This window comes from Paenibacillus turpanensis (assembly GCF_011421635.1).
Classification (GTDB): Bacteria; Bacillota; Bacilli; order Paenibacillales; family YIM-B00363; genus Paenibacillus_AK; species Paenibacillus_AK turpanensis.
In genome coordinates this window covers 107812-134447 of record NZ_WTLI01000004.1, presented here as the reverse complement: position 1 = coordinate 134447, position 26636 = coordinate 107812, and the positions used below count along the sequence as shown (strand labels likewise).

Here is a 26636-nt window from a genome sequence, read left to right as displayed (position 1 = left end):
CTCATGCGCTATGTGATATTTTGGCTTACTATAGCATATGGCTGCTTGGGCTCGGTTCATGCACGCGTTTCCATTTTTATTCAAACCTTGGATTTATGTTATAGTAGGTTCGATATTGAAAACTGATGCTGAAAAGGGTTCTACATGAAAAGTGATGACGATACAGCCATAGCCGGCGGTATTGCCCTATACGCGTTATCCGGTGTAGCTACCTCGCCGGATTTTATGCTCTCCTTTATGCGAAAGCTGGCCGGAGCTTTTCAACACGCAGGATACCCTGTGTGTGCAACCACATTATTTCCATACGGCGATTGGACAAACCGTATTACGATACAGCTTTCGCAAGTGACCCGTGATTTGCGTCTTCCGCTCCATCGGCGGAAGCGCTCTTTAGGCGGAAAGCTAGCGCTGCGCGAAGTGGAGAAAAGCTGCCCGGAAGGATGGGTTCCGCTGCTAATCGGCCATAGTGCAGGCGGAATTGCGGCGGTGCATGCGGCTGAGCTGCTGGCGGAGCTGGGGCGTCCGCCAATGGCTGTTGTGCAGATCGGCTCGCCCAAATGCCCAGTGGCCCCCCAGTTGATCGGCCGCGTCATTTATATAAGCGGAACGGACGAGCAGGGGCGGCGTCCCGATCCGGTGACGCGAATCGGGACGTGGGGCGGCTGGGAGCGCAGGGGACGGCGGAAGCTGCCCTTGTGGAATCGGCGGAAATACGCGCCGGAGCGCATACGGACGGTGCCGATAATCGGGGGGCACCGGGACTATTTTCGCGAGTCCTCCGGGTTCAAGGGCAAGGATGGAGCATATAATATAGAATGCACGTTAGAAGCGGTGTGGTCGGAGTTAGTAGAATTGCTGGCAGAGTACAAGACGCAGATCCATCCGGTCTGCGACGGAGACCCGAGGTGAGGCGGACATGATTCATTTTACCCCAGAAGAAAAGGACGGCGTGTACAAAGCGATTTTCAATCGCAGGGACATTCGCACATTTTTACCGGATGCTGTGCCCGAGGAGGCGCTGGAGCGGCTGCTGCTTGCTGCGCATCATGCGCCGTCGGTAGGCTTTATGCAGCCGTGGAGCTTTATCGTCATCCGGTCTGAGGAAACGAAAAGCAAGCTCGCTTGGGCGGCGGATAAAGAACGGCGGGCACTGGCTATTCATTATGAAGGGGAACGGCAGGATCAATTTCTGAGCTTGAAGATCGAGGGGCTTAAGCAGGCGCCGCTGACGATATGCATTACCTGTGATCCGACGCGCGGCGGCCCGCATGTGCTCGGACGCAATTCGATTCCGGAAACGGATGTGCTCTCCGTCGCCTGCGCCATCCAAAATATGTGGCTGGCTGCGTGTGCGGAGGGGCTTGCGCTTGGGTGGGTCAGCTTTTATAAGAAAAATGACATTCGAGCGATTTTGGATATTCCGCCCCATGTCGATCCGGTGGCGCTGTTATCGATTGGTTACACGGATCAATACCCGGACAAACCGATTCTGGAAAGCGCCAATTGGGCAAAACGGCGAAGCTTGCAGGAGCTTGTGTTTGAAGAAAGCTGGGGCAAAGAGAGCGGTTAGGAAGGGTCGTAAATGAGGTCACCGGGAATCACGGGTCGGCCTCTTTTTTATGGGAGCGTTTGGCGAAAAGAGATTTACAAAAAGTTCGCATTGTAACGGTAAAAAATAGCCCGGTTGAGTCATTTGTTTCTTGTCCCTTTGAGTTAGTATGAATTTGTTTTGATGGATAAAACCGTTAATACTATTTTCTTTCGAAGGGGATTCCTATGAACAACCAAAACACTTTCAATCCTTTCCGGCGACTTCATTTTTATGCTGCCTGGTTTATTACACCCTTGCTATTGACATTGACCCTCTCGGGCATCGGTTTTTTATTTTATACGGATGTCGAAAATAAGATTTACAAGAACGAGTTTTTCGGACAGAGCGATATTGCAGTAAAGCAAAGTATAGATGAAGCGATGAAAAGCATAAGCGCGCAATACCCTGATTATAAAATTGGCAAAATCAGCATGATGGAGGAGCCTTACAACAACAGGGTTACGATTAACAATGAACAAGGCGATTCTTTGTTTGTTTTTCTAGACAGCAACAATCAAATTGTCGCTGCCCAACATGCGAAATATACCTACTCTAATATGATGAGGAACTTTCATAGCTCGCTTTTAACTGAAAGTACGTTTGTACGATATGTAGTGGAGCTGGCTGCTTGCTGGACGATATTTCTGATCGTTTCCGGTATTTATATGACGTTTAAAAAGAAGCTGCTTGCCCCTCAATCGGAAAAAGGAGCCGCGTCGCTAAAGTTCCAAAAGGTTCATGCGATCGTAGGACTCATCATCTCCATACCTCTAGTTGTTATTGTCGTAACGGGAATCCCCTGGTCTGTTTTTATGGGAAGTCATATTAGTAAATTCGGACAGGAGCATCCTGAATTAGGCAGAACCGAGCTTCGTTATAACCCGCCGCAATCCGATGTGGATGAAATTCCTTGGGCGACGAGAAGCCTGAATCAACCGACCTCCAGTCATGCGGGACATGGCGATCATAACGCTGCTGCAAACGTTGATTTAGACAATCCGAGGCGGCAAAGCTTAGAAGCGATCATCAACAATGCCCGAGACGAAAAGATAACAAGGCCGTTTTCGATCGTGTACCCTTCCAATGAGCATGGCGTGTTTACCGTTTCCAAAGGAAGCAATACAGGCGTCACCGGACTAGATGTCAGCCCTTACGAAGAAACAACCGCCTATTTCGATCAATATTCAGGGAAATTGATCGCCAGAGTTAACTATGAAGATTATGGGATCATAGGGAAATGGTTCACATGGGGAATTCCTCTTCATGAAGGGCACCTGTTTGGGGCCGCTAATAAAATTTTAAACTTGATGGTTTGCATCGCATTCCTCGCGGCCATAGCAATGGGATTTGTTTCATGGATGAAAAAAGTGAAGCCCGGGGATTTCCAGCTGCCCAAACGAATGAATAAGCCATGGTCCGCAGGAGCGATTATCACCTTGTTGATATTAGGGATTCTGATGCCCCTGTTTGGCTTATCCGTATTCTTCATATTCTTGATGGAAACGATGATCTATTACTTTACTCGGAACCGAGATCATGCCCGAACGATAGGCCAATAAAATAAAAAAGCCCCTCTGTCATTCGACAGAGGGCTGGCTGAACGCATCGTATTCGGCGATCCGTTCCGGATGCGTGTAGATGTTCATTTTGCTGTCGCGGATAAAGCCGACAGCAGTAATGCCCAGCTCGTCTGCGAGCTTTAGGGCCAGATCGGAGGGAGCCGATTTGGAAAGCAGGATGCCGGCTCCGATCTTGGACGCCTTCAGCAGCACCTCCGAGGAGATGCGGCCGCTGAAGGCGATCATTTTGTTGGCGGTCGGCACGCGGCTGCGGATGCAGTGACCGTAGATTTTATCCAGCGCGTTGTGCCGCCCGATATCGGAGCGGGACACCAGCAGCTGGCTGCCTTCGCAGAGCGCGGCATTATGGAGGCCGCCGGTTTTCTGAAACTCATGCGAGCCCTGCTGCAGCTGGTTCATGAGCTCGATACATTGGCGTGCGGTGACACGCGTTCGGCTTCGAATCGTTTTCGCTGTCCGCACGTCATTTTGGAAGTAAAACTGTCTGCTTTTGCCGCAGCAGGACCCGATGAACCGTTTGGACACCCGTTCCTTGCTGGACGTCATCTTATTTTTCAGCTCCACGTAGGCAAAGCCTTTATCCGGGTCGATCGACAGGGAGTCGATTTCTTCCATCGTACGGATAATGCCTTCCGAAGCGAGGAAGCCGACGACCAAATCCTCAAGGTCTGACGGTGTGCACACCATGGTCGCGAATTCCTCGCCGTCTAGGCGCAGCGTAAGTGGATATTCGGTGACGATTTCTTCCTGGATCGCTTCCAGCGAATCGTTGCTGTATTTTAACGTTTCCCAGTGCGTCGTACCATGGTGCTCCATATCCTTTTACCCCACTTCGGTTTCTAATTCCTCGATGCGCTTCTCCACATAGCGGGTATCCTTGTGCGCATGGAAGGTGTCGGCCCGTTCCACGATAACGGCGGTGTTGTACTCCGGAATGCCCGCATACTGCTCGTATACACCCTTCGGGATCAGGTTGTTGCCTTCCGGCCAGTGCACCTGAATGTTCCCCGCTTTTACATCCTCAAACTTCGCTCGCCCGTGAAAAACGCCAAATTTATTGTAGACGACAATCGCGTCACCTTCGGAAATTTGCAGCGCCCTTGCATCCGCCGCGTTTAAAAGCACATCGTAACGGTCTGCCGCATTGAACGGGTCGGTGTCGCTGTAAATCATCGAGTTGAACTGCTTGCCGCGGCGCGTCGTCACATAGAAGTGGCCTTCCGGCTTGCGCAGCTCCGGCAGCACGATCGGCAGCAAATTGCCGCGTCCGTCCTCGGTCGGACATACGCCGTCCTCACATAGCCAAGCATTGCCCCATTGGAAAAAGTCGCCCTTGCCCCGCAGGTGCTGAATGCCGTCATAATTCGGCGCGGCCTTGGCGATTTCCTCGCGGATTTCAAAGGCGTCGTTGACCCAGATCAGATGCTTCTGATCCGGCTTCACGCGCGCAGCGAGATCGACGTAGATCTGCCACTCGGCACGAGCTTCGCCGATGCGCGGGCCGTCGATTTCCGGCGAGAAGTAGACCATCCGCTCCGTCGAGGTCGAGGTGCCGCCGCCCGGCTGCTCGTATCGGGTCATCGCCGGCAGCACGAGGACAGCTTCCTTCGCGTCAGCAAACGTCGACGTGTTGAAAATAATATCCTGATGCACGCGGATATCGACATTCTCGAGGCATTGGCGGACAAAGTCCGGATCCGGCATCGTCTCGAGGAAGTTGCCGCCGGACGTATAGAACAGCTTCAGCTTGCGGTCGTGGTCTTCCGGCAGCAGCGCATTCTCCAGCGTCACGCCGACGATGTCGCCCTGCCAATCCGGCAGGCGGAAGCCCCAAAGCTTCTCGATGCGCTCGATTTCCTTGCCTTTGAAATCGCCGCCCGGCAGGCTGAACGGGTCCGCGCCCATTTCGCCGGAGCCCTGCACGCCGCTGTGGCCGCGAATCGGCATGAGGCCGCAGTGCTTGCGGCCAAGGAAGCCGCGCAGCAGCGCCAGGTTGGCGACCTGCGAAATGTTGTCCGTCGCGAAGCGGTGCTGCGTCAAGCCCATGCTCCAGACGAAGACGCCGGACTTCGACTTTGCGAGCAGCTCGGCAAACTCGAGCATGCGCTCCTTCGTCAAGCCGGAGGACTGCTCCAGCAGCGCCCAGTCCTGGCTTTGGATATGCTGCTTCAGCTCCTCGAAGCCGTTCGTATGCTCCTGCACGAAGCGGTGGTCGATCGCCGAGCCCGGCTGGCGCTCTTCCATCTCGAACCAGTGCTTCATGACACCGTTCATGAACGCAATGTCTCCGCCGATATTCACCTGATAGAAATCGTCGGCAATTTGCGTACCGAACAGTGCGGATTCACCGACGGAAGGAATCCAGTAGTTTTCCATCGCCGGTTCTTTGTACGGGTTAATGCAGATGATTTTTGTGCCTTGACGCTTCGCTGCATACATATACTTCGTCGAAACCGGCTGGTTGTTGGCCGCCACGCTGCCCCAGAACACAAGCACGTCGGTGCCGATCCAGTCCTGATAGTTGCAGCTGGAGGCGCCGATGCCGACGCTGCGCTTCAGCGCGGTCTTCGAAGGCGAATGGCAGATGCGCGATGCGTTGTCGATGTTATTCGTGCCGAGGAAACGCGCCGCTTTCGCCGCAACGTAGTAGGATTCATTCGTAATGCCGCGCGCCGTTAAATAGAAGGCCAGCTGCTTCGGATCGATCGCTTTGATTTTATCTGCAATCATATCAAGCGCGTCATCCCAGCTTAGGCGGCTGAACTTTGACTCGCCCTTGCGGCGGATAAGCGGATACGGAATGCGTCCGAGCTTGCGAAGGGTGGTGCTGTCCATCCGGCGCAGCTCCTCGATATCCGCATGCAAAATATCGGACTTGATCGCCGGCATCGTATTCAAGCGCAGCACGTTTAATCTCGTCGTGCAAAGATGCGGCCCCGCCAGCGTCCGGTCATACAAGCCGGAAACGCCCAGGGCACAGCCGTCGCATACGCCCTGCGTTAAAATTTTTGTCGCGTAGGGCAGGTTATCGCGGTTTTCCCACACGACCTTCATTGTATCGCGAATATGATGCGGCTTAATTTTGCCGAGTCCGAACGGAACTTTGCTCACCCACAGCTTCGGGTCCGGTTTGCTTGGCAGCTTCATCGGTCCGTTATGTTTTGTTTTCCCCACAGGTTCCACCTCATCCTGAAAAATATGTCTTTGTGTATAGGGGTCACGTTCAGTCCCTAAAAAAATACCGCCGCACGATTCTACGCGAAGACGCCTAAGTGTTTCAGTGTCGACGTAAAATGATAGCGGCGGTTAGTCTACGGCAGGTTCGCTGCCTAGTGCCAACGGCTCTGGTGCCTGGAGTTAGCGTTTGAATTTTTCTTCTAGATTCACATCGAAAACGAAGATGGACATGCCTAAATCTTTTTCAATATTAATATCGACGAACAGCTCGATGAATTTCGCTTCCAGCAGCTCTTCCATTTCCACCGGAGGATGGTCACGATAAATTTGCTTTACCATCTCCGTACGTGCGGCGCGCAGCATCTGCCTGCCATCCGCCGCCGAGGCGATAAACTTTTCCACCGGGGATAGATTGCCTTCCATCTCGCAAATTGCCCAGTTTTTGCAGAAGGTCGTAATGACCTTGCTCGGGCCTTTGCCCATATGGCGTTTGCGGTAAGCCTTAACCAAGTTGCTGAACTCGGCCTCCACTTTATTCATGTCCGTCTACCTCGCGCGGGAATATACCCCACAGTGTAGCAAACGGGCTCGGACAATTCAATTGGTTCAGCCCGTCGCTTGAAGTGTCCAGCCGTAAGGCGGGGCGGGCTCAGCAGCCCGCTTTAGCCCGCTTTCGTCATGCCGCTTGCTTGGGCAGCCTGCTGGCCGCGAAGCTGGCGGATATCGCTGCGGATAAACAAAGACACGAGCAGCGCTATGATGAACATACCGGCGAACACGGACAGCGTTCCGGTGTAGCTTCCCGTCGTTTCACGCACCCACGCCGCGAAGATCGGACCGGCAAGCCCTGCTGCCGCCCAAGCGGTCAAGATATAACCGTGAATCGCACCAAGCTGCTTCGTTCCGAACATGTCGCCAATATAAGCAGGGATGGAGGCAAAGCCGCCGCCATAACAGGTCATGATCAGGTACAGCGTAACCTGGAACAGAAGCACGCTGGTGATGTTCGGCAGAAGGAAGAACGCGATAATTTGGATGATGAAAAATGCAGTGTACGTGTTCGGTCTTCCAATATAATCGGACAGCGACGCCCAAGCGATCCGGCCTGCGCCGTTAAAGAGACCGATCAAGCCCACGACAGCGGCCGCTGCAACCGGGCTCATGCCGACGATTTCCTGCGCCATCGGCGAAGCGACAGAGATCACTGCGATTCCGCAGCTCACGTTAATGAAGAGCATAATCCACAAATACCAGAAGCGGCGTGTCTTTACCGCTTCATTCGCAGTAAGCTGAGACAAATCGGCTTGCAGCTTCTTTTTGCCTGTGTTCAGCTTATCCTGAAACCCTGCCGGCATCCAGCCAGCCGGAGGAGGGGATAAGTACATTGCGGAAGCGAGCATCACAATAAAATAAATCGCACCGAGAATAAAGAATGTGTTGGCGATTCCAAAGCTCATGATCAGCTTTTGCATCAGCGGGCCGCCGATAAAGGAAGCGAAGCCGAAGCCCATAATGGCCAAGCCGGTTGCCAGACCGCGGCGATCCGGGAACCATTTCACGAGAGTGGAAACCGGCGTAATGTAGCCTACTCCGAGACCGATCCCGCCGAGTACGCCGTAACAGAGATAGAGAAGATAAATGCTTTCTACCTGGATCGCAATCCCCGAACCGGCAATGCCGACACCGAAGAAAATCGTGGACAGCAGACCGGCCTTTTTCGGGCCGTGCTTTTCAACAAAGTGACCAAGAAACGCAGCGGATAGTCCGAGAAATAAAATGGCAATACTAAACGTAAGCTGAACGCTCTTCAGGTCCCAGCCAAGCTGGGTGGTCATGGGCTTCGTAAACACGCTCCACGCATACACGGAACCGATCGAAATGTGAATCCCTACTGCTGCGGCCGCGATGAGCCAGCGATTTTTTACCTTCGACATATCCCTTTACCCCCTAGAAGATGTAAAAACCGTCACCAATCAAGCCTACCTAAAGGGTATGCCTAATAGTGACGGTTTGTTTGCGGCAGGTTCGCTGCCCGGTAACCAACTTCGCACTTTTTGTATCGACGGATTTTACCGGTGGCAGGGGCACTGCTCCGTGTCAAATGTGTGTCGATATTATGAACATACTATAACAAGAAAACGCATTCATAGCAATTACTTTTATTACGTTTTAGGAATTGTTCCAAAGTGGAAGTTTCCCCCAGATCGAGGGCAAAACTAACGAAACCCAAAAAAAAGTCGATATTTACACAAAAATTTTAGGTTGTTACCGCTTTCACCTGAGAGTAATATGTTATGAGGAAGGTGGGTGGAACATGTCAGATAAAAAATGGCTGCTCGTCGTGCTCGTGCTCTCGGGTGTGTTTCTCTTTTTATTCGCACGTTTTGCGGTGGACGCTCAGGCCATTAAAGGGCTCGTACGGCATCTTCACGGGGAAGAGGAAAGCGGAAAGCGTCCGTTCCACGTGATTTTAATAGAACAGCAGCAGGATCATCCTTACTGGAAAATGGTTGAGCAGGGTGCGCTTGATGCGGCCAAGCTGTACGGAATGAGCCTAGAGTATCATGGTCCGATCCGTAACAGCATGGAGGATCAAATCGAGCTTCTGGACAAAGCGATTGCGGCGAAGGTGGATGGCATTATTGTTCAAGGATTGAATGACAACAAGTTCACCCCGGTCATTAACAAGGCGGTAGACTTAGGCATTCCGGTGCTGACCGTCGATACCGACTCGCCGACCAGCAAGCGGCTCACTTATGTCGGAACGGACAATTTTGAAGCAGGCAAGCGGCTGGGGCATAAGGTCGTTCAGGCGACCGGGGCGAGCGCAACGATCGGCGTCATTATCGGCAGTGATACGGCGGAAAGCCAGCTGCTGCGTCTGGAAGGCTTGAAAAGTGTTGTCGAAAGGTTCCCCGATATGCAGATTGTTGTGGTCGGCGTATCGGATATTTCCCGTATGGAAGCGATCGTTCAGGCGGAGATGATGCTGCGGGATTATCCGCAAATCAATACGATGGTTGGCACCAGCGCGCTGGATGCGGTGGGCATTCTGCAGGCGAGAGAAAATTTGGGCCGCAATGATGTGGCGATTTTCGGTTTTGATGATATGACGGATACGATGCAGTCGATCAGCAAAGGGGACATCGTTGCTACCTTGGTACAAAACCCGTATTTGATGGGATACGACTCGGTGCGGCTGCTGAACGATTACTATATGGGGCGCGAGCTGCCGAAGGAGCATTTTACGAAAATTGAAGTGATTGATCGAGACAATGTGCAGACCGGAGTGAAAACGCCATGAATATACGAACGAGGCTGTTTATTTTCATTCCGCTGCTCGTTATTTTGATGAATTTGGTTTCGTATTTTATTTTCGACAGCGGGCGCAAGGTGCAGGACAGTTACAATTTGATGATGGATCGGATTTTACTGTATCAGCAGCTTTCTCATGAAACGCAGGAGACGCTGCGCCACGTCAACCGGCTGCTAACAGGGCTGGATTTAGAAAACCCATACTCTTACTTGACGCATATGATTGAGCTTGAGCGCTTGGCAAAAGAGCTGTCAAGGCTGAAACGGACGGAAAACAACAGCTTATCCATTAAGAACTACCAGAACATGATCAGCACGTTTCTGGCGCAGACCAAGGAAGCGATCGCGAGTGTGGAGCAAACGGGCTCCAATTATGTGCATGCCTATTATCAAGCGGAAAAAACGGCGGAGTATATTCGCGAGGACGGCTATGAGCTGGTCGATCTGGAGTTGAACTATTACCGCCCGATTTATCAGGATATTATCGATACGACTTCGCGGCTCAATCAGCTGGGTGTTCAGCTGTTCGTGACGACAACGCTGCTCAGTATCTTTTTTGCTTTATGGATCTCGACGAGTATTACCGATCCGATTCGGCGGCTTGTGCTTACGGCAAAGCAAATTTCCAAAGGGAATCTGCAGACGAAGGCGCCGGAAATGCAGACCAACGACGAAATCGCCATCCTGTGCCGAACCTTTAACCATATGCTCGATAACTTGCAGAACCTCATGGCGAAGAACATGGAAAGCCTAGAAAAGGACCGCTTAGTTAAGGAATTTGAGCTGAAGGCATTGCAGAGCCAAATTAATCCGCACTTTCTATTTAACACGCTGAATGTGGTGGCGAAGCTGGCTTATATCGAAGGAGCGGAAAAAACGAGCGATCTCGCAGTCTCCATGTCCAAGCTGCTTCGCTACAACTTGCAAAAGCTGGATCAAGCGGTGACGCTGCGGGATGAAGTGGAGCATGCGAAGGAGTATTTTGCGATTCAAAAGGCGAGGTTCCGGGACCGGGTCACCTTTGTAACGGATATTGAGGAAAGGGTGCTGGATCAAGCGGTTCCGTGCTTGTCGCTGCAGCCGATTCTGGAAAATGCGTTTATGCACGGGATCGAGGGGATGGAGGAGGGAGCGGTGCTGACGCTCTCGATCCAGCCGATCGAGGAAGGCGTGCAGATCGAAATTACGGATAACGGCGTAGGCATGCCGGACGAGGTTCGGGAGCGGCTGCTAAGCGAGGACCCCGGTGAAATTCCTCGTTCCGGACGCGGCCATTCCACGGGATTAGGGACGCGAAATGTATTTAAGCGGCTTCATTTATTTTACGATGGAAATGAATCGATCGACATTCGCAGCGCGAAGCAGCAGGGGACTACCGTTACATTCCGACTTCCCCGCAGGACGAACACGGATTATGTGTCCGCAGATGCGCATAAGCTGGCGGATGCGGCGGAGAAGGAAGGGTAAGCGATGTATCGGATACTTATTGCAGATGATGAAGCGCTGGAGCGCGAAGGACTGGAGCTGATGATTTCGCGGCTCATGCCGAATCAGTTTCAATTTTTCCATGCCGAAAACGGCCGGCGGGCCATTCAATTTACGGAGGAGCACCGCCCGGACATCGTGTTTATGGACATTAAAATGCCCGGCATTCAAGGGCTGGAGGCCATTAAAGAAATAAACGCACGATATCCGAATACGAAAATGATCCTGGTTACCGCATACGATTACTTCAACTATGCGCAGGAAGCGGTGGCGCTTGGCGTCAAGGATTATATTTTGAAGCCGGCGAAGAAGGAGCAGATCGTCGAATGTCTGCAGAAGCTGCTGGCTGAGCTGGAGCAGGAAAACCGCAGGCGCGGCGAGGAGCTGGAGCTGAAGGAGAAGCTGTCGCAGCTGCTGCCGCTTGTGGAAAATGAGCTGGCGATCATGCTGATGCTGGATTTTGTGCAGGAGATCGATCTGAAGTATTTGGCGGAAATGCTCGACGCGAAGTGGGACAAGGGCTACGCCATGGTGCTGTCGATCCATCGCGGGAAAGGCGATACCGACCAGGGCGCCTTGTCTCACGAGGTGAAGAAGCAGGTGCATGAAGCGGTGAAAAGCTTCATGAAGCCGCGGCTGCCCTGCATCGTCAGTCCGATGATCGGCAGCCAGATCGCGCTGTTTCTGCCGCTGGAGCAGGACGGCTTCGGTTATTCCCAGCGCGTCGAGTCGCTGGAGTGGGGGCGCAAGCTGCGGCAGTGGCTGGAGAAGCAGCTCGAGCTGTCCATTGCCGTAGGCATCGGGACGGTGCAGCCCGGCATGGAAGGGCTGCGCCAGTCTTACCATGAGGCGGTGATGGTGTCGAGCGATCCGTCGGCGATCGTTAATGTGCGCCACTACGACGATATTCAGCAGGGCCCGAGGCAGGCCGGCATCTCGCCGGACGATGAAAAAACGCTGCGCGAGGCGATGCAGCGGCTGGATGAGGACGAGGCTAGAGCTAAGTTTTCCGCGATGTTTGAAAAGCTTGCGGCTTCCACAGCAGGCAGCTTCGAGGTGTGCAGCAGCGAAATGACGGTGCTTTTCTTGTCGCTGGCACGGTACTTTGCCCAGCAGGGGATTCCTGTCGATGCTGCGGTGTCCTTCACGGAAACACAGCATTTGGACCAGCTTCGCCAGCAGACCGAGCACCGGCTTGCTTATATGCTCAGCGTCATTCGCGAGGAGCGGGAGCGTCGCAACGGAAACGTGATCGACCGTGCGATCCGGTTTATCCATGACCGCTATAAAGAAGAACTATCGATGGAAGAAGCGGCGGAGCATGTCAACCTTAGTCCATACTATTTCAGCAAAATGTTTAAGACGCAGATCGGGGCTACCTTTATCGATTACTTGACCGATCTGCGGATTACCGAAGCGAAGCGCTTAATTGCGCAGCAGGAGCTCAGCTTGAAGGAAATATGCTATGAGGTTGGGTATAGGGACCCGAATTATTTTAGCCGGGTGTTCAAAAAAGTAACGGGAGTCACTCCTTCGGAATACCGCCACCAACCCTGATTTTTATAAAAATGGAAGTCTTCATCCAATGGATGAGGACTTTTTTGTTGTGATCGCAAAAAGGTGCTAGAAAACGGCTTGTTTTGTAAAGCGTTTTCAAAAGCGCTTTCATTTTATCGTAAAGAAATGCGGGTTTAGCACAAAGAAGTGCTGTCTTTGACTATTTTGAAAGCGCTATTTCGATGTTATGATTGATTTGTAAGCGATAACAACACCAACATTCAGATACATTTAAGGGGGATTTTTAGAATGATGACTTGGAAGAAAAGCCTTGGTTTAGGTACAGCGGCAATGCTGCTTGCAGCATCGATCACGGGCTGCGGCGTCGTATCAAACGGCGATCAAGCAGCAAGCGGCGGCAAGACGGAAGGCGGAACACAGGCAGCGAAGAAAGACGACGGCAAAATCGTTATCGGAATGTCGATGGATACATTGAAGGAAGAGCGCTGGCAAAAAGACCGTGATATTTTTTCCGCAAAGGTCAAAGAACTGGGCGCAGAAGTAAAGGTTCTCGCAGCGGACGGCAACGACGCCACACAGCTTAGCCAAGCGGAGCAATTGATTTCCCAGGGCGTGGACGTTCTCGTTGTTATTCCTCACAACGCGGAAGCATCTGCTCCAATCGTGGATAAAGCACATAAAGAAGGCATCAAGGTTATCTCCTACGACCGTCTGATCAAAAACTCGAATGTAGATTACTACCTCTCCTTCGATAACGTACGTGTCGGCGAAATGCAGGCTCAAGCAATCGTAGAGAAGGCGCCGAAGGGTAACTATGTATACATCGGCGGTGCAGATACGGACAACAATGCGCATATGTTCAAGCAGGGCGCAATGAACATCTTGAAGCCGCTGGCTGAAAAGGGCGACATCAAGATCGTATACGAGCAGTTCTCCAAGGACTGGAAGCCGGAAGAAGCACTCAAGAACATGGAAAACGCATTGACAGCGAACAACAACAATGTTCAAGCAGTCGTTGCAGCGAATGACGGTACTGCGGGCGGCGCAATTCAAGCTCTGACAGCACAAGGCATGACAGGAAAAATTCCGGTATCCGGCCAAGACGCTGACCTTGCGGCAGTACAGCGTATTGCAGAAGGCACGCAAACGATGACGGTTTACAAGCCAATCAACGCCATTGCGACAAAAGCGGCTGAAATGGCTGTAGCGCTGGCAAAAGGCGAAACGGTAAATGCAGACAAGAAAGTAAACAACGGCAAGATCGACGTTCCGTCCATCCTGCTTGATCCGATCGCTGTTAACAAGAGCAACCTGGCCGACACGGTAATCAAAGACGGCTTCCACAAGGTTGAGGACGTATTCAAGAACGTTCCGAAGGACCAGTGGCCGAAGAAATAAGCAGCTTTTCATGGGGTATAGGGCGGTTGCTGAACCGTCCTATACTGCATCTTTAGAGAGAAAGGAGCGGGGACGATGTACGCACTGGAAATGGTTGATATTGTGAAGGAGTTTCCCGGCGTCAAGGCGCTTGACGGCGTTAACTTTAAAGTAAAGAAGGGTGAAATCCACGCCCTTTGCGGGGAAAATGGAGCGGGGAAATCGACGCTCATGAAGGTTCTGAGCGGTCTATATCCGGCTGGAACGTATCAGGGTGATATTCGCATCAACGGCGAAACGAAGCAGTTTCATAAAATTACGGACGCCGAGCAGGCCGGCATTACGATTATTCACCAGGAGCTGGCGCTTGTAAAGGATATGACGGTCGGCGAAAATATTTTCCTCGGCAGCGAGCCGACAAAGCGCGGTGTGATCCAATGGGATGAGCTGTACCATAATGCAGCGACATGGCTGAAGACGGTCGGTCTGAAAATTAGTCCGGATACGGTCATCGGCACGCTGGGCATTGGACAGCAGCAGCTTGTGGAGATCGCGAAGGCCTTATCGAAAAACACGAAAATTTTAATTTTGGATGAACCGACGGCAGCATTAACGGAAAGCGAAGTCGATATTTTGATGGGCATTCTGGATCAGCTGCGGTCGAACGGGGTTTCCTGTATTTATATCTCGCACAAAATGCCGGAGGTGTTCCATATCTCCGACAGCATTACGGTGCTGCGCGACGGCAAGACGATCGCTACGCTGGACCGTAAGGACACGAACGACGACCAGGTCGTGTCGCTGATGGTAGGTCGCGAGCTGACCGAGCGTTACCCTCGCGTAGAGCATAAGCCGACGGATACGGTGCTTGAGGTTCGCAATTATACGGTATGGCATAAGGATAAGCCCGGACAGCAGGTGATCCGGAACGCAAACTTTAGTTTGCGCAAAGGCGAGATTTTGGGAATTGCCGGACTCATGGGGGCAGGCCGTACGGAGCTCGTGATGAGCTTGTTCGGAGCCTATGACGGCAAAGCGGAAGGCGAAGTTAAGATTGACGGCAAGCCGGTTCGAATTCGCGACATTTCCGAGGCCATCGAAGCGGGCTTCGCTTTGGTGACGGAGGATCGCAAGCGTTTAGGTCTTGTTTTGGGAATGGATATTAAAACGAACACGTCCATGGCCACGATGAAAAAGGTCAGCAAGTGGGGCGTCATTAACGAAAACGAAGAAATTAAGTGGGGCCAAAAGTACGTTAGGGAGCTGCGCACAAAAACCTCTTCGCTGGAAACAGCGGTAGGAACGCTCTCGGGAGGCAACCAGCAAAAGGTAGTTATCGGCAAATGGCTGATGTCGGATCCGAAAATTCTGATTTTGGATGAGCCGACACGCGGGATCGACGTCGGCGCCAAATATGAAATATACAATCTCATGAATCAACTGGTCGAGCAGGGCGTAGCGATCATCATGATTTCTTCGGAGCTTCCGGAGGTGCTCGGGATGAGCGATCGCATTCTAGTGATGAGCGAAGGCAAATTCGTGAAGGAATTTGACTGGCGCGAGGCAACACAGGAAAACATTATGCAGGCCGCAACAGGGGGGAAATAAACCATGAAGGCACAAACAGAGAACCAACAATTGCAGCAGTCCAAAACCATGTCGCTGAAAGAGATCTTCGGTAAGATGGACGTACGCGCATATACGATGGTGGGCGCGGTCGTTATCATTTGGTTATTATTCGGTATGATGAACGACACCTTCTTAACGGCTCGTAACTTATCCAACTTATTTACCCAAATGTCCGTAACCGCAATTTTGGCGATCGGCATGGTTCTGATTATCGTAGCCGGACATATCGATTTGTCCGTAGGCTCTTTAGTCGGCTTGACCGGCGGGATCGCGGCCATTCTCAGCAACTGGATGGATATGCCGGTACTGATCGTTATCTTGGCAACTCTTGCGGTCGGCGCACTGCTGGGCATGCTTCAGGGGTGGCTTGTCGCCTATCAGGCCATACCGGCCTTTATCGTCACCTTAGGCGGGATGATGGTGTTCCGGGGAGCTTTAATGGGAATAACGAATTCGACGACGATTTCGATTTCCGATCCGGTGTTTGCAATGTTAGGCAACGCGTACTTCGCGAGAGGCTTCGGTTTGGTGCTCGCTGTGCTTACGATCGCCGCGATTTTGTGGACGACGTTCAGCAAGCGCAAATCGCGTCAAAAATACGGCTTTGAGGTAGCGCCGCTTGGCCTTGATATCGGTAAGTTTGTGCTGTACAGCTTCCTCGTGGTCGCGTTTGTTCTTGTGATGAACAGCTACAAAGGGATTCCGTTCCCAATCATTTTCGTTATCATTCTGGCACTATTGTTCTCATTCATTGCGACGAAAACGACATTTGGCCGCCATGTTTATGCAATCGGCGGAAATCCGGATGCGGCTCGTCTGTCCGGTATCAACATTCGCAAAAAGACGATGCTGATCTTCGTATTGATCGGTGTGCTTTCCTCGATTGCCTCACTAGTGCTTACATCCCGCTTGTCCTCGGCAACGATTTCCGCCGGTCAAATGTATGAGCTGGATGCGATTGCGGCGTGCGTAATCGGCGGAACGTCACTGCTGGGCGGCGCGGGTACCATTGTAGGCGCGCTGATCGGCGCACTCGTGATGACCTCGCTGGACAACGGTATGTCCTTGATGGGTCTGGAATCGTTCTGGCAGTATGTTGTAAAAGGAAGCATCCTTGTTGCAGCGGTGTGGCTGGATATTTACAACCGCCGCAAGAAGACGGTGAAGTAAAGCCCTTGGCGGGTTGGCGGCTGCTCAGCTTCATGGCTGCTTGGTTGCACGGTTGTTCGGGCCGGCCGCTGAACCTGTCTATTCCTAGGGAGTTGTAGGTCGGCGGGTGGTCCGTATTGCGACAGCATTGGGAGTTGGGCAGCCGTCAGGCTGCTTTTCTCATGCAGGAGGGCTGCCGGATTCGCCGAAATGTGGCGGTATTTTTGCCAAATGGACAGATTGTGTTTTAAGCTTGAAACAGCATCTTGGTTTGGCTAGCAAAACAGGGATACCATCCGTAACACGTGCAGAAGGACACGCTTTACGCTGGATGCCCTGTGTTTTCCGATAGAACTGGGTACAATACCATCTGTTAAGGAGGAAGTTGTCATGAATCAAGTGCGTTGGGGAATTATGGGGAATGCCGGTATTGCGAAAACACAAGTGATGCCCGCGATGCAGCGGGATGAACAGAGCAAGCTGGCGGCGATCGCGAGCTTAAGCGGAAAAGCGGAGGAAACCGCGCAGCAGTTTGCTATTGGAAAGGTGCATTCATCCTATGAGGCGCTGCTGGCGGATCCGGACGTGGATGCCGTATACATACCGCTGCCGAACTCACTCCATAAGGAGTGGGTGCTGAAGGCAGCAGAGCAGGGCAAGCATATCCTATGCGAGAAGCCGGCCGCGCTAAATGCGGCCGAAATGGCGGAGATGGCGGAAGCCTGCCGCCAGCATGGGGTGATTTTTATGGAAGCGTTCATGTACCGCTTCCATCCGCAGCATCAGCGCGTGCGGGAGCTGATCGCAAGCGGAGAGATTGGCGAGGTGCGCGTGTTCCGCGCCAGCTTCAGCTTTTTCTTGAGCGAGCCCAAGGGCAATATCCGCATGGATCGCCAGCTTGGCGGGGGCAGCCTGTACGACGTCGGCTGCTACTGCGTCAATTCGCTGCGGTACGTGCTTGGCGAGGAGCCGGTTGAGATTCACGCCTTCGGCAAGGTGGACGCCGAATACGGGGTGGATACGGTGATGACGATCAACGCGAAGCTGAACAGCGGAATCGCCGCTGTGCTGGACTGCGGCTTCGAGATGCATGATCGGCAGCAGTACGAGGTAGTCGGCACGAAGGGCAGCATTATCGTGCCGCGTGCTTACCGTCCGGACTTGGCGGGAGGAGACGGCTTGATTCAAGTCGTGAAGAATGGCGTTCTGGAGCGTGAGGAAACGGTGTCGGGGGATCAGTACTTGAACCAAGTCCGGCATTTTACCGAATGTGTGTTGAAGGGCGGGGAGCCGTCCTATTCGGCGGAAAACACGCTGCGGAATATGAAGGTGATCGACGCGTGTTATGAATCGCTGCATGAAGGCCGGATCGTAAGCCTGCCGCAGGGATAATTGGGGAGCGCAAACAAGCAGAAGGAGTGAGCAGCTTTGGAAATGAGGATCGGTTTTGTCGGCGCGGGCTTCGTATCTCTTATGCATCAACCGGCGATTGCGAAGGTGAACAATTGCCGTTTAACGGGAATTTATGATACACGTGCCGAGGTGCTGGCGCAGCGGGCAGAGGAGTGGGGCGTAACGGCCTTCGAATCGCTGGAGGCGTTAACCGCTTCGCCGGATATTGATGTGGTCTACATTTTATCGCCGGTGGAACATCACTTTGAGCATGCGAAGCAGGCGATTGCCGCAGGCAAGCATGTGCTCATTGAGAAGCCGGTCGGCTTATCCGTAGCGGAGAATAAAGAGCTGGCACGGCTGGCGAAGGAAGCCGGAGTGCTTTGCATGCCGGGGCATAACTACGTATATAACCCTTCGCTCTGGCGGATTAAACGGATGATCGAGCGCGGCGATATGGGCGATGTCGTTGCGGGGTGGATCAACTATTGTATCTACCACTCGGATGATATTTTTGCCCGCTATCCGGGAGTCATACCGCAAATTATGACGCATCATCTGTACGTGCTTCTTTACTTGCTCGGGCGCCCGAAGCGGGTCATTGCGATGGCGACGGAAACCCGCGAGAACAAGGTCGGCAAAGAGGATCAGGCGTTTGTCATGCTGGAAATGCCGAACGGCGCGATGATTAATCTGTTTGCGGGCATTCGCACGAACGATCTGACGGCGCAGCCGGGTCCGTTTATGGTGAAAATTCTTGGTACCGAAGGCGGCGGCTTCCATACGTGGCGCGAGGGTGTGAACACGAAGCAGGTCGGAACGCACCCGGAAACGTGGCTGCCGTATGACGAATCCTATGAGCTGGAGGCCGAGCATTTGGTAAATCGAGTGCTTATAGGCGGAGAAAAGCCGCTGTCCACGATTGAGGACGCGGTCGATGCGCAGGTGCTGCTGGAGGCCATCCAGCAGTCAGTTCGTACAGGCGCTGCGGTCGAAGTGGATTGGAATCAATCGGTGTAAAAGATTTATAGATGGTGAGTAGGGGATTGGCTGCGGCGGCGGCCAATCCTTTTTTAATACCAAGAACATGTGTCCACGTTAAGCCTTAACCGCTGCGGGGAGACTTTCTTTGACGATCTTTTCCGACCCCAGCGGCCGTCCATCCATTTGGTTTGATCGGCTTACTGGCACTGTGCTTTGATCATGCGCATCCATTCGGCGAAGCGCTCGGGCTCCTCCATATGGGGAAAATGCGCCGAATCCTCGAACCATTGGAACTGCTTAAACGGAGCGTCCAGCTGCTGCATATAATCGAATGCAACCTCGGAAGGCGTCATGTGATCATGTCTTCCCATCGCTACATAAACGGGCAGCTCCAGCTTGGGCACCGTTTCGAATAAGCTGACGTGCTCGATCTGCGGCATGATCGTCTTCGCGCTGAAGGAATTGCCGACAGCAAGCCGCAGCCCGTCGAGCCAGGTATACTCCGGGGAAAGCAGAATCCCCTCCAGTAAATCGCGGGAAGAATGGCTTCCGCGCTCCGATCCGCCAAAGGCGGCAACCCATTTGCGTTCGAGGGTCGTGTCCTTGCGGGGATTGCCGTAAGGCGGAGGACCGATCGCCTCCAGCTCTTGAATCGCTTTGGCGTCGTTTCTGCGCTTCGCTTCCTCCAGCACGAACCGGTAGGATGCCGATTCCGCACGGGGAGAATCGGCAACCTGCCCGATGCCGATATAGGCTAAGTAATCGCCCGGATAGCGCTGAGCCGTCCATATGCCAAGCAAGCTTCCCCATGAATGTCCGGCTAAAAACAGCTTCGGCTGCTGAAAACGCTGCAGCAGCAGCTGTGTCAGCTCGTGCGTGTCCTCGATGAGCCGTTCTACCTGCAAATCGTTGGCGCTCATTCCCCAGTGATACGATTTGCCGGAGCCCCGCTGATCCCACTGCACGACGACAAAATGCTCTTCCAGCAGCTCCTGATGCTTGCGGGCGAACGGAATTTGAGGGTATCCCGGCCCGCCATGCAAGAAAAGCAGGACCGGGTTGCGCCGATCCTTCCCCCGGATCAGCACGGATTGCTTGAATCCGCCTAGCTCCACCTGCTCAAGAACAGCAATGCTCTCGGGAATCGGCTCCCCTTTATCGCTTCGAATGGCCGGTGTCCAGGCAGGAAAGGCAAATAAAGCAACGATGAAGAGGATTAGAACGGCAGCTATTGTGAAAAAAGTCCGTTTCCGCCGCCTGTTCACAGAGGATGCGGTACTGATCTCGATTTGGTGAATTCTGCTTGGCTTCCTTACCATGTAGTCCCCTCCGCGTACTCATTCATTATGGTGGTATTGTAGCATGAATGCTTCAAGTGATGTCCATTTTCTTCCAATGGGATTGCTGCTCATTTTAAGGTAGCGAGAATTCAATTGGCCGAAAAAGCTGGTTGTCATTACGGCTTTGCATCTTGTTGACCAGGTGGTCAAAAGAGGTGTATACTCAGTGTTGACCGGATGGTCAACTGGGCTGGATGATTTCAAAAACGAATGAAGGCTTGAAGAATGGAGTGACGCGGATGAAGGACAGAACACCGAGAAAAGGTGGAGAACCGAGGGTTTCGCAGGTTTCGCAGGTTCCGAAGGCAGCGAAGGTTCAAGCCGAACCAACAAGCGAGAGCCGGAGTGACGCTGCCACGGCGATGGCCTCCCAGGCTCAAACGGCCGATAGATCGGGGCAAGCGGGACCCGATGACAAGAAGCAGCAGCTGCTTTCGATCGCGCGGGAGCATTTTTCCAAGCAGGGGTATGCCAAAGCGTCAACCAATAAAATAATTGAGGAAGCGGGAATCTCCAAGGGGATGCTGTTTCATTATTTTTCAAATAAAAAAACGCTATATCTGATCATCTTGGACGATGCACTGGAGCGAATGCGCGGATTTCTCGAGTCGGAGCTGGGTACGCTGCCTGCGGATGTTTTCGAGCGGGTAGCCCGGGTGAGCCGGTGTAAGCTGACGTTTTTTGTGCGGTTTCCGCAGCTTTATCGGATTTTGATGGATGCTTTTACACCGCCGATGGAAGGTGAGCTTGCGGAGGAGCTGGCGCAGCGGAGCAGGCAAATGGCTGAGGCGATGTCGATCACGATGGACGATGCGGATGCATCCGGATTTCGGCAGGAGGTCGATGCGGGGAAAGCATTTGATCTCCTGGTCACCTCGATCAATGCGCTGAACCTGAGGTTCATGGCAGTGTGCCAGCAGCATCCGGATAAAGGCTTGGCACTGCTGGAAGCTCATTTGCAGGACATTGAATGTTATTTGGATATGCTGCGGAAGGGAATCGGGCGGGCTTGTAGAGGAAAATAGGCTGGCGGTTATTTAAAGGATCAGGGAAAGGTGGAGCATGCGATGACAATGGAACGGAAAATCAGCAAGCTGTACAAGCTCGATGATGCTTCTTGGATGAGGCATGCGAGCCCGTGGAGTGTGTGGACGCGGAACACGGTGCTGCCGCTGCTGGTGCTCGCCTTCTGGAGCAGAATCTGGCTTGGCTGGTGGGCCGCCATTCCGGTAGCGTTGGCGGTGCTGTGGGGGATCGTGAATCCGCATGTGTTTGCTGCACCGAAGAGCTTCTCTCATTGGGCGTCAAAATGTGTGCTCGGGGAACGGGTTTGGCTGAACCGAGATCAGGTGCCGGTTCCGGCGTATCACCGGAGAGCACCGCACATTCTCAGCACGGTTGCGGCGATCGGCTCGCTGTTTGTTATTGCGGGAGTGGTTCAGCTGCATCTGTGGATGACGCTGTTCGGTTCGGTGCTTATTTATGCCGGAAAGCTGTGGTTCTTGGACCGGATGGTGTGGCTTTATGAGGATATGAAGGAGCATCCGGCTTATCGGGAGTGGGTTCGCAATTGAAGGATAGCGCGATACCCGGGAGAATGGATGAAAGTAAGCTCGAGATAACGATATGGATGGGCCGCAGGCGCCCGGCAGGAATATGTGCAGGCAAGAGGGCAGCTTGGAAGGCATGGTTTGGTTGATAAAACAAGGCTATTCAAGCTGGGCCGGTTTGTTTACTATTAGGGAAGCTGTTTATATTACTTTCCAATAGGAATGCACGAGGTACGAGACACTGATGTCACGATTATTGCATATACCGATGTTTCAAACATTATCCAATATGGAGCTGTCTAAGCTGTTGGGCAAATTGGAAAAACAGCAGCTTCCCGCGCAATCGACACTGTTCCGGCAGGGGGACCACGGGGATAGTATGTATATCGTGGAAAGCGGACGGGTTGAGCTGTTCGTCGATTCTCCAGGCGGCGGCCGGCAGCTGATTGCGGTGCTGGAAGAAGGCAGCACGCTCGGAGAAATGGCGCTGTTAACGGGCGATCCGAGGACGGCGACGGTTGTTGCTGCGGAAGATACGATGCTCTATGTCATTGACTGGGAGACGCTGGACCGTCTCGTTGAAGAGCAGCCGTCCATCTCGGCGTATTTCATCCGGCTGCTCTCCCAACGGCTGGTGTCGACGAATGAGCGGCTGCAGGAATCGAAGGCTTCCAAGCTGCAGTGGGTGAAGCGGGAGCTGGAGCAGCTGCCGGAGGCCGTCGTGGCCTGCTTGCTGTGGGCGGCGCATGTGCCGCTGTTCGACAGCAGGCTGGCGCAGCGTGCGGTCGGAGGTGCCGCAGCCGGTCTGGCGGAGCAGCTTGCGGCGCTGCCTGCGAACGGGCCGCTGCTGCGCAAGGAAGTGGGCCAGCCCGGCTGGTACGCGGTGCAGCACAGTGCGCGGCGGGTGCTGCAGGAGCTCGCGCAGGCGCCGGATGCAGACCGCGAGCGGTGGTGGCGGGAAGCGGCGCTGGCTTACGCCGATGCGGGCCGCTGGGATGCGCTGTGCGAGCTGTACGGCGAGCGCGGCGAATGGGAGCGGCTGATCGAGGCGCTGCTTGCAGCGGAGCGGGAGCTCCTGCGGGAGCAGGGCCGCGAGCGTTCTGGCGCAGCGGAGCCGCGACAAGCGCGCAAGCTGGGGCAAGGGCTGGGGCGGAGCGGGGAGCAGGAGCGGCGGAACCGTGCGCATGAACAAGGGGCTGAGCTGGAGCAAGGGCAGGGTCCGGAGCCGGGACAAGTGCGCAAGCTGGGGCAAGGGCTGGAGCAGGGGCGTAAGCGGGAGGCGGGGCAAAAGCCGGGGACGGAGTCGCCGCAGGAGCGGCCGCTCGGCGAGCTCTATGCCGCATTGCGGACCTGCCCGCCCGATGCGCTGGCCGCACACGCCGGACGGCTGTCCGGCTTCTTGGCCGACTGCGCAGCCGCTGCGCCGGAAGCCGGTCTCGCCGTCGTCGAGGCGATCCTGCACCGCCAAAGCTGCGCCGCTTCTGAGCTGCCGCGCTTGTACGAGTGGGCGGCAGAATTTTGCCGCCTGCTCGGTATGAAGCAGCAGATGCAGGAGTATATGCAGCTGGCGGAGGCGGCCGTGAGCGCGGATTCCGCAGGCGGCGACAGCGGCGGCTTGGACGATCGGCGCTACGGCCTGCAGAAGCAAAGCTTGGCCCGCCGCCGGAGCCAGTCTCTCGCGGAGAGCGCCGGACGGCTGCTGAAACGCAGCCGCCTGACGGGCTTGTCCGCCATAGTTCTAGCGCTGCTGTGCATGCTGGCGTTCCACGTGATGGAGCCGTTCGGCGGATTAAGCCGCGAGGCGATGGATTTTATCGGTATCGGCGCGGCGGCGGTTATTTTTTGGATGGTGAATATCATCCCCGATTATATTGTCGCGCTGGGCATGGCCATGCTGTGGGTGACCGGAGGACTGCTGGAGCCGGAGGTTGCTTTATCCGGCTTCGCGTCAACGACATGGCTGTACATGATTTTTATTATGGCCCTTAGCGCGGTCATTACGAAATCCGGTATTTTGTACCGGTTTTCCCTTCATGCGCTGCAGCGGTTTCCGCCTCACTATCGGGGGCAGCTGTGGGGGATCGTAACGGGTGGAGCCCTACTGAACCCGATGATTCCCTCCTCTTCCGCCAAAGTATCCCTTGGCGTGCCGATCGCCCAGACGATCGCCGAATCGATGCACTTTAAGGAGCGAAGCGGGGGGGCTGCAGGTCTGGGGCTGGCGGCGATGGTGTTTTACGGCTTTACGGCTCCTTTCGTGCTGACCGGATCCTATACAAACGTGATGGCCTATGGGCTCACCTCTGCGAACGCCCCGATCGGGTGGCTGCAGTGGTTCATCAACGCCCTGCCGGCCTTTCTCATTTTTAGCGTAGTCATGCTGATATGGCTCTCGCTTCTATTTCGAAAAACCGCTGCGCCGAGGCCGGTGGAGGCTGCCGTGCTGAAGGAGCAGCTTGCCTTACTTGGCCCGCTGACGAAGGAAGAACGCATTTCGGTCGGCACGGTGCTTGGGGCCATTGCGCTCATGATCGCCCAACCGCTGCACGGGCTGGATAATGCGTGGGTGATGCTGCTCGCTTTTGCCGTATTGATCCTTACTGGGGTGCTGGATAAAAAGACGATCGCGACCGGGATCGATTGGACGTTTCTGCTGTTTCTTGGCATCGCCTTCAGCTTTGCCGGCGCTTCGGAGCAGCTTGGAATCACGGAGGCGATCGGCAGCGCACTGGCCGGCCCGATGTCGCTGTTTATTTCGTCGCCGGTGCTGTTCTTGACCGCAGTCATCCTGATCAGCTTTCTCGTAACTCTAGTCGTCCGCGATGACCCTGCGGTAATTTTGCTCGTCACGGCGCTGCTTCCGCTCGCTGAGCAGGCCGGTATTCACCCCTGGGTGCTGGTGTTTGTCGTTCTGCTTTCGACCGATCCCTTCTTCTTTTCCTATCAATCGCCGACTTATTTGACGGCGTATTATAGCTCGGAAGGAAAAGCGTTCTCGCATCGCCAAGGGCAGAAGGTGGCGTTAGGCTACGCGCTGGCTGTTCTCGCGGTCGCGGTGCTTTGTATTCCGTACTGGCAGTGGCTCGGTCTGATAAAATAAGCGTAATAGTGGGTAAGACGAGGGAGCAGTAGAGGGTCAGCCAGACATTCTGGCTGGCCCTTTTTACGAGATAGAAAGTAACATTATAGTGGAGTTGATGATTTGTTCATCATCGAAAGGTCTCGTAACAGGTGTCTTACGCCGTGTCGATGCTGCTGGGAACCGTGGTGTTTTGATGCAGAGTAGGGGCTGCAAGTTGAGCAAGACGGCTTTTGTCTAATCGTGTCGAACAAAAAAGATTTTACGAATTTTCGCATACCCCGTATAATAGCTCTACTGGAGATTTTGTCGAATTATGAGATATTATTTTTTTGTTAGGAAGAAAGGGGAACAGAAGTGGCGACAATACCGCAGATAAAACAGCAAGAGCAGACAGCCGTTCGTAAGCAGAGACGCCCCCTCCGGATTGTGCTGTGGACAGCCGTTGGAATCGTAATTACCGCTATCATAGCTTGCCTCGGCATATCCGTTTATGTCGGGCTTACTCTTACGCATCCGGAGAAAAAGCCGATTACGCAAACTCCCGCTGAGCTTGGCCTGCCGTTTGCCGATCAAGTGTTTACAAGTGCAGATGGGAGCACATCGCTGAAGGGATGGGTCATTGAGCCGGAGAATCCAAAGCTGACGGTCATTATGTCCCACGGGTATCGGGGAAATCGGGTGGAAAAGAATTTGCCTTTTCTTCCGATCGCCAAATCGTTCCATGATGCAGGATATCGCGTGCTGCTCTTTGATTTCCGTTATAACGGCGAATCGGGAGGAAGCATGACGACGATCGGTGCTAAGGAGAAGCTAGACCTGCTTGGTGTGATTGGGTGGGCAAAGCAAAATCATGATGAGCCCATTGTACTCTACGGCATCTCGATGGGAGCGGCCACGTCCATTCTAGCAGCCGGTTTATCGCCTGACGTTTCCGCAGTGCTTGCGGACAGCCCCTATAGTGATTTAGAGAGCTACCTAAAGACGAATCTGTCGGTGTGGTCGAAGCTTCCGGAGTTTCCGTTTACACCGCTCATTATGGCGTTAATTCCGAAAGTAACCGAGCTGGACCCGAAGGAAGCGAGCCCGATGGCCGAGCTGGATAAGATTTACCCGCGTCCGGTGCTGTTTGTTCACGGGCGCAATGACGCCTACATACCAAGCGCAGAAAGCGAAAAGATGGCGGCAGCCCATCCGGATCGATTTCAGCTGTGGGTTACGGAAAATCAGGGGCATGTGCAGTCTTATAAGCATCATTCCGAGGAGTATATGAAGCGGGCGATCGAATTTTTTAAAGCATTCGAGAAGCAGCCAGGGCAATAACAGGAACGTGTGAAAAAGAGGCAATACAGTTGGAGCTGTAAAGAGGCGCGAAGGCGTCTCTTTATTGCGTTAACCGGAGGTAAGGGCCAAAGGATGGTTATTACGCTTGAAAGCAAGAAGTGACCTGCAAGATAGGTCGCTTCTTTT

20 protein-coding genes are annotated in these 26636 nt (G+C 53.7%); 15 read left to right on the top strand and 5 right to left on the bottom strand.

Annotated elements, in window-relative coordinates:
* Positions 1-144 precede the first annotated feature (144 nt).
* From GQS10_RS05265 to GQS10_RS05255, 3 genes are all read left to right on the top strand, one after another.
* On the top strand, positions 145-909 hold the full coding sequence (locus GQS10_RS05265; protein ID WP_166239753.1) for a hypothetical protein: 765 nt from the start codon (positions 145-147) through the stop codon (positions 907-909).
* A gap of 7 nt (positions 910-916) precedes the next feature.
* Complete coding sequence (bluB, locus tag GQS10_RS05260; protein WP_166239751.1) at positions 917-1570, top strand: 5,6-dimethylbenzimidazole synthase; 654 nt, start codon at positions 917-919, stop codon at positions 1568-1570.
* A gap of 206 nt (positions 1571-1776) precedes the next feature.
* Positions 1777-3150 carry a PepSY-associated TM helix domain-containing protein gene (locus GQS10_RS05255; protein WP_166239749.1) on the top strand — a complete coding sequence of 458 codons (1374 nt, stop codon included), beginning with the start codon at positions 1777-1779 and terminating at the stop codon, positions 3148-3150.
* An 18-nt stretch (positions 3151-3168) separates the two neighbouring features.
* On the opposite strand, the gene fdhD is transcribed toward GQS10_RS05255, so the two are convergent.
* The 4 genes from fdhD to GQS10_RS05235 form a co-directional block, all read right to left on the bottom strand.
* Positions 3169-3987, bottom strand: coding sequence for a formate dehydrogenase accessory sulfurtransferase FdhD (fdhD, locus tag GQS10_RS05250; protein ID WP_166239747.1), 819 nt, complete (start codon positions 3985-3987; stop codon positions 3169-3171).
* 6 nt (positions 3988-3993) lie between these two features.
* Positions 3994-6345 carry an FdhF/YdeP family oxidoreductase gene (locus GQS10_RS05245; protein WP_166239745.1) on the bottom strand — a complete coding sequence of 784 codons (2352 nt, stop codon included), beginning with the start codon at positions 6343-6345 and terminating at the stop codon, positions 3994-3996.
* 183 nt (positions 6346-6528) lie between these two features.
* Complete coding sequence (locus GQS10_RS05240; protein ID WP_166239743.1) at positions 6529-6888, bottom strand: Na-translocating system protein MpsC family protein; 360 nt, start codon at positions 6886-6888, stop codon at positions 6529-6531.
* 122 nt (positions 6889-7010) lie between these two features.
* Complete coding sequence (locus GQS10_RS05235; protein ID WP_166239741.1) at positions 7011-8282, bottom strand: L-lactate MFS transporter; 1272 nt, start codon at positions 8280-8282, stop codon at positions 7011-7013.
* Between the two features lie 380 nt (positions 8283-8662).
* On the opposite strand from GQS10_RS05235, the gene GQS10_RS05230 reads away from it, so the two are divergent.
* The 8 genes from GQS10_RS05230 to GQS10_RS05195 all read left to right on the top strand — a co-directional run bounded on the left by GQS10_RS05230 (position 8663) and on the right by GQS10_RS05195 (position 19233).
* On the top strand, positions 8663-9652 hold the full coding sequence (locus GQS10_RS05230) for a sugar-binding protein (protein WP_166239739.1): 990 nt from the start codon (positions 8663-8665) through the stop codon (positions 9650-9652).
* Positions 9649-11130, top strand: coding sequence for a sensor histidine kinase (locus tag GQS10_RS05225; protein ID WP_166239737.1), 1482 nt, complete (start codon positions 9649-9651; stop codon positions 11128-11130). The genes GQS10_RS05230 and GQS10_RS05225 overlap by 4 nt, the downstream gene beginning before the upstream one ends.
* Before the next feature lie 3 nt (positions 11131-11133).
* Complete coding sequence (locus GQS10_RS05220; protein WP_166239735.1) at positions 11134-12705, top strand: response regulator; 1572 nt, start codon at positions 11134-11136, stop codon at positions 12703-12705.
* 252 nt (positions 12706-12957) lie between these two features.
* Positions 12958-14064 (top strand): D-xylose ABC transporter substrate-binding protein, encoded by a 1107-nt coding sequence (xylF, locus tag GQS10_RS05215; RefSeq protein ID WP_166239972.1) that lies wholly within the window; start codon positions 12958-12960, stop codon positions 14062-14064.
* A gap of 75 nt (positions 14065-14139) precedes the next feature.
* Complete coding sequence (locus tag GQS10_RS05210; protein WP_166239733.1) at positions 14140-15651, top strand: xylose ABC transporter ATP-binding protein; 1512 nt, start codon at positions 14140-14142, stop codon at positions 15649-15651.
* Between the two features lie 3 nt (positions 15652-15654).
* Positions 15655-16842, top strand: a complete 1188-nt coding sequence (locus GQS10_RS05205; protein ID WP_166239731.1) for a sugar ABC transporter permease — start codon at positions 15655-15657, stop codon at positions 16840-16842.
* Between the two features lie 369 nt (positions 16843-17211).
* On the top strand, positions 17212-18213 hold the full coding sequence (locus GQS10_RS05200; RefSeq protein WP_166239729.1) for a Gfo/Idh/MocA family protein: 1002 nt from the start codon (positions 17212-17214) through the stop codon (positions 18211-18213).
* Positions 18214-18255: 42 nt separating this feature from the next.
* Positions 18256-19233, top strand: a complete 978-nt coding sequence (locus tag GQS10_RS05195; RefSeq protein ID WP_243734986.1) for a Gfo/Idh/MocA family protein — start codon at positions 18256-18258, stop codon at positions 19231-19233.
* A gap of 161 nt (positions 19234-19394) precedes the next feature.
* Here GQS10_RS05195 and GQS10_RS05190 read toward each other — a convergent pair whose 3' ends face one another.
* The gene (locus GQS10_RS05190) at positions 19395-20516 is read right to left on the bottom strand and encodes an alpha/beta fold hydrolase (RefSeq protein ID WP_166239726.1); all 1122 of its coding nucleotides are present in this window, start codon (positions 20514-20516) and stop codon (positions 19395-19397) included.
* Positions 20517-20776: 260 nt separating this feature from the next.
* Here GQS10_RS05190 and GQS10_RS05185 point away from each other — a divergent pair, with 260 nt between their 5' ends.
* The 4 genes from GQS10_RS05185 to GQS10_RS05170 all read left to right on the top strand — a co-directional run bounded on the left by GQS10_RS05185 (position 20777) and on the right by GQS10_RS05170 (position 26489).
* On the top strand, positions 20777-21562 hold the full coding sequence (locus tag GQS10_RS05185) for a TetR/AcrR family transcriptional regulator (RefSeq protein WP_166239724.1): 786 nt from the start codon (positions 20777-20779) through the stop codon (positions 21560-21562).
* A 42-nt stretch (positions 21563-21604) separates the two neighbouring features.
* On the top strand, positions 21605-22111 hold the full coding sequence (locus GQS10_RS05180; protein WP_166239722.1) for a DUF6653 family protein: 507 nt from the start codon (positions 21605-21607) through the stop codon (positions 22109-22111).
* A 220-nt stretch (positions 22112-22331) separates the two neighbouring features.
* Positions 22332-25187 (top strand): SLC13 family permease, encoded by a 2856-nt coding sequence (locus tag GQS10_RS05175; protein WP_166239720.1) that lies wholly within the window; start codon positions 22332-22334, stop codon positions 25185-25187.
* Between the two features lie 336 nt (positions 25188-25523).
* Complete coding sequence (locus tag GQS10_RS05170) at positions 25524-26489, top strand: alpha/beta hydrolase (RefSeq protein WP_341805005.1); 966 nt, start codon at positions 25524-25526, stop codon at positions 26487-26489.
* Positions 26490-26636: the final 147 nt, after the last annotated feature.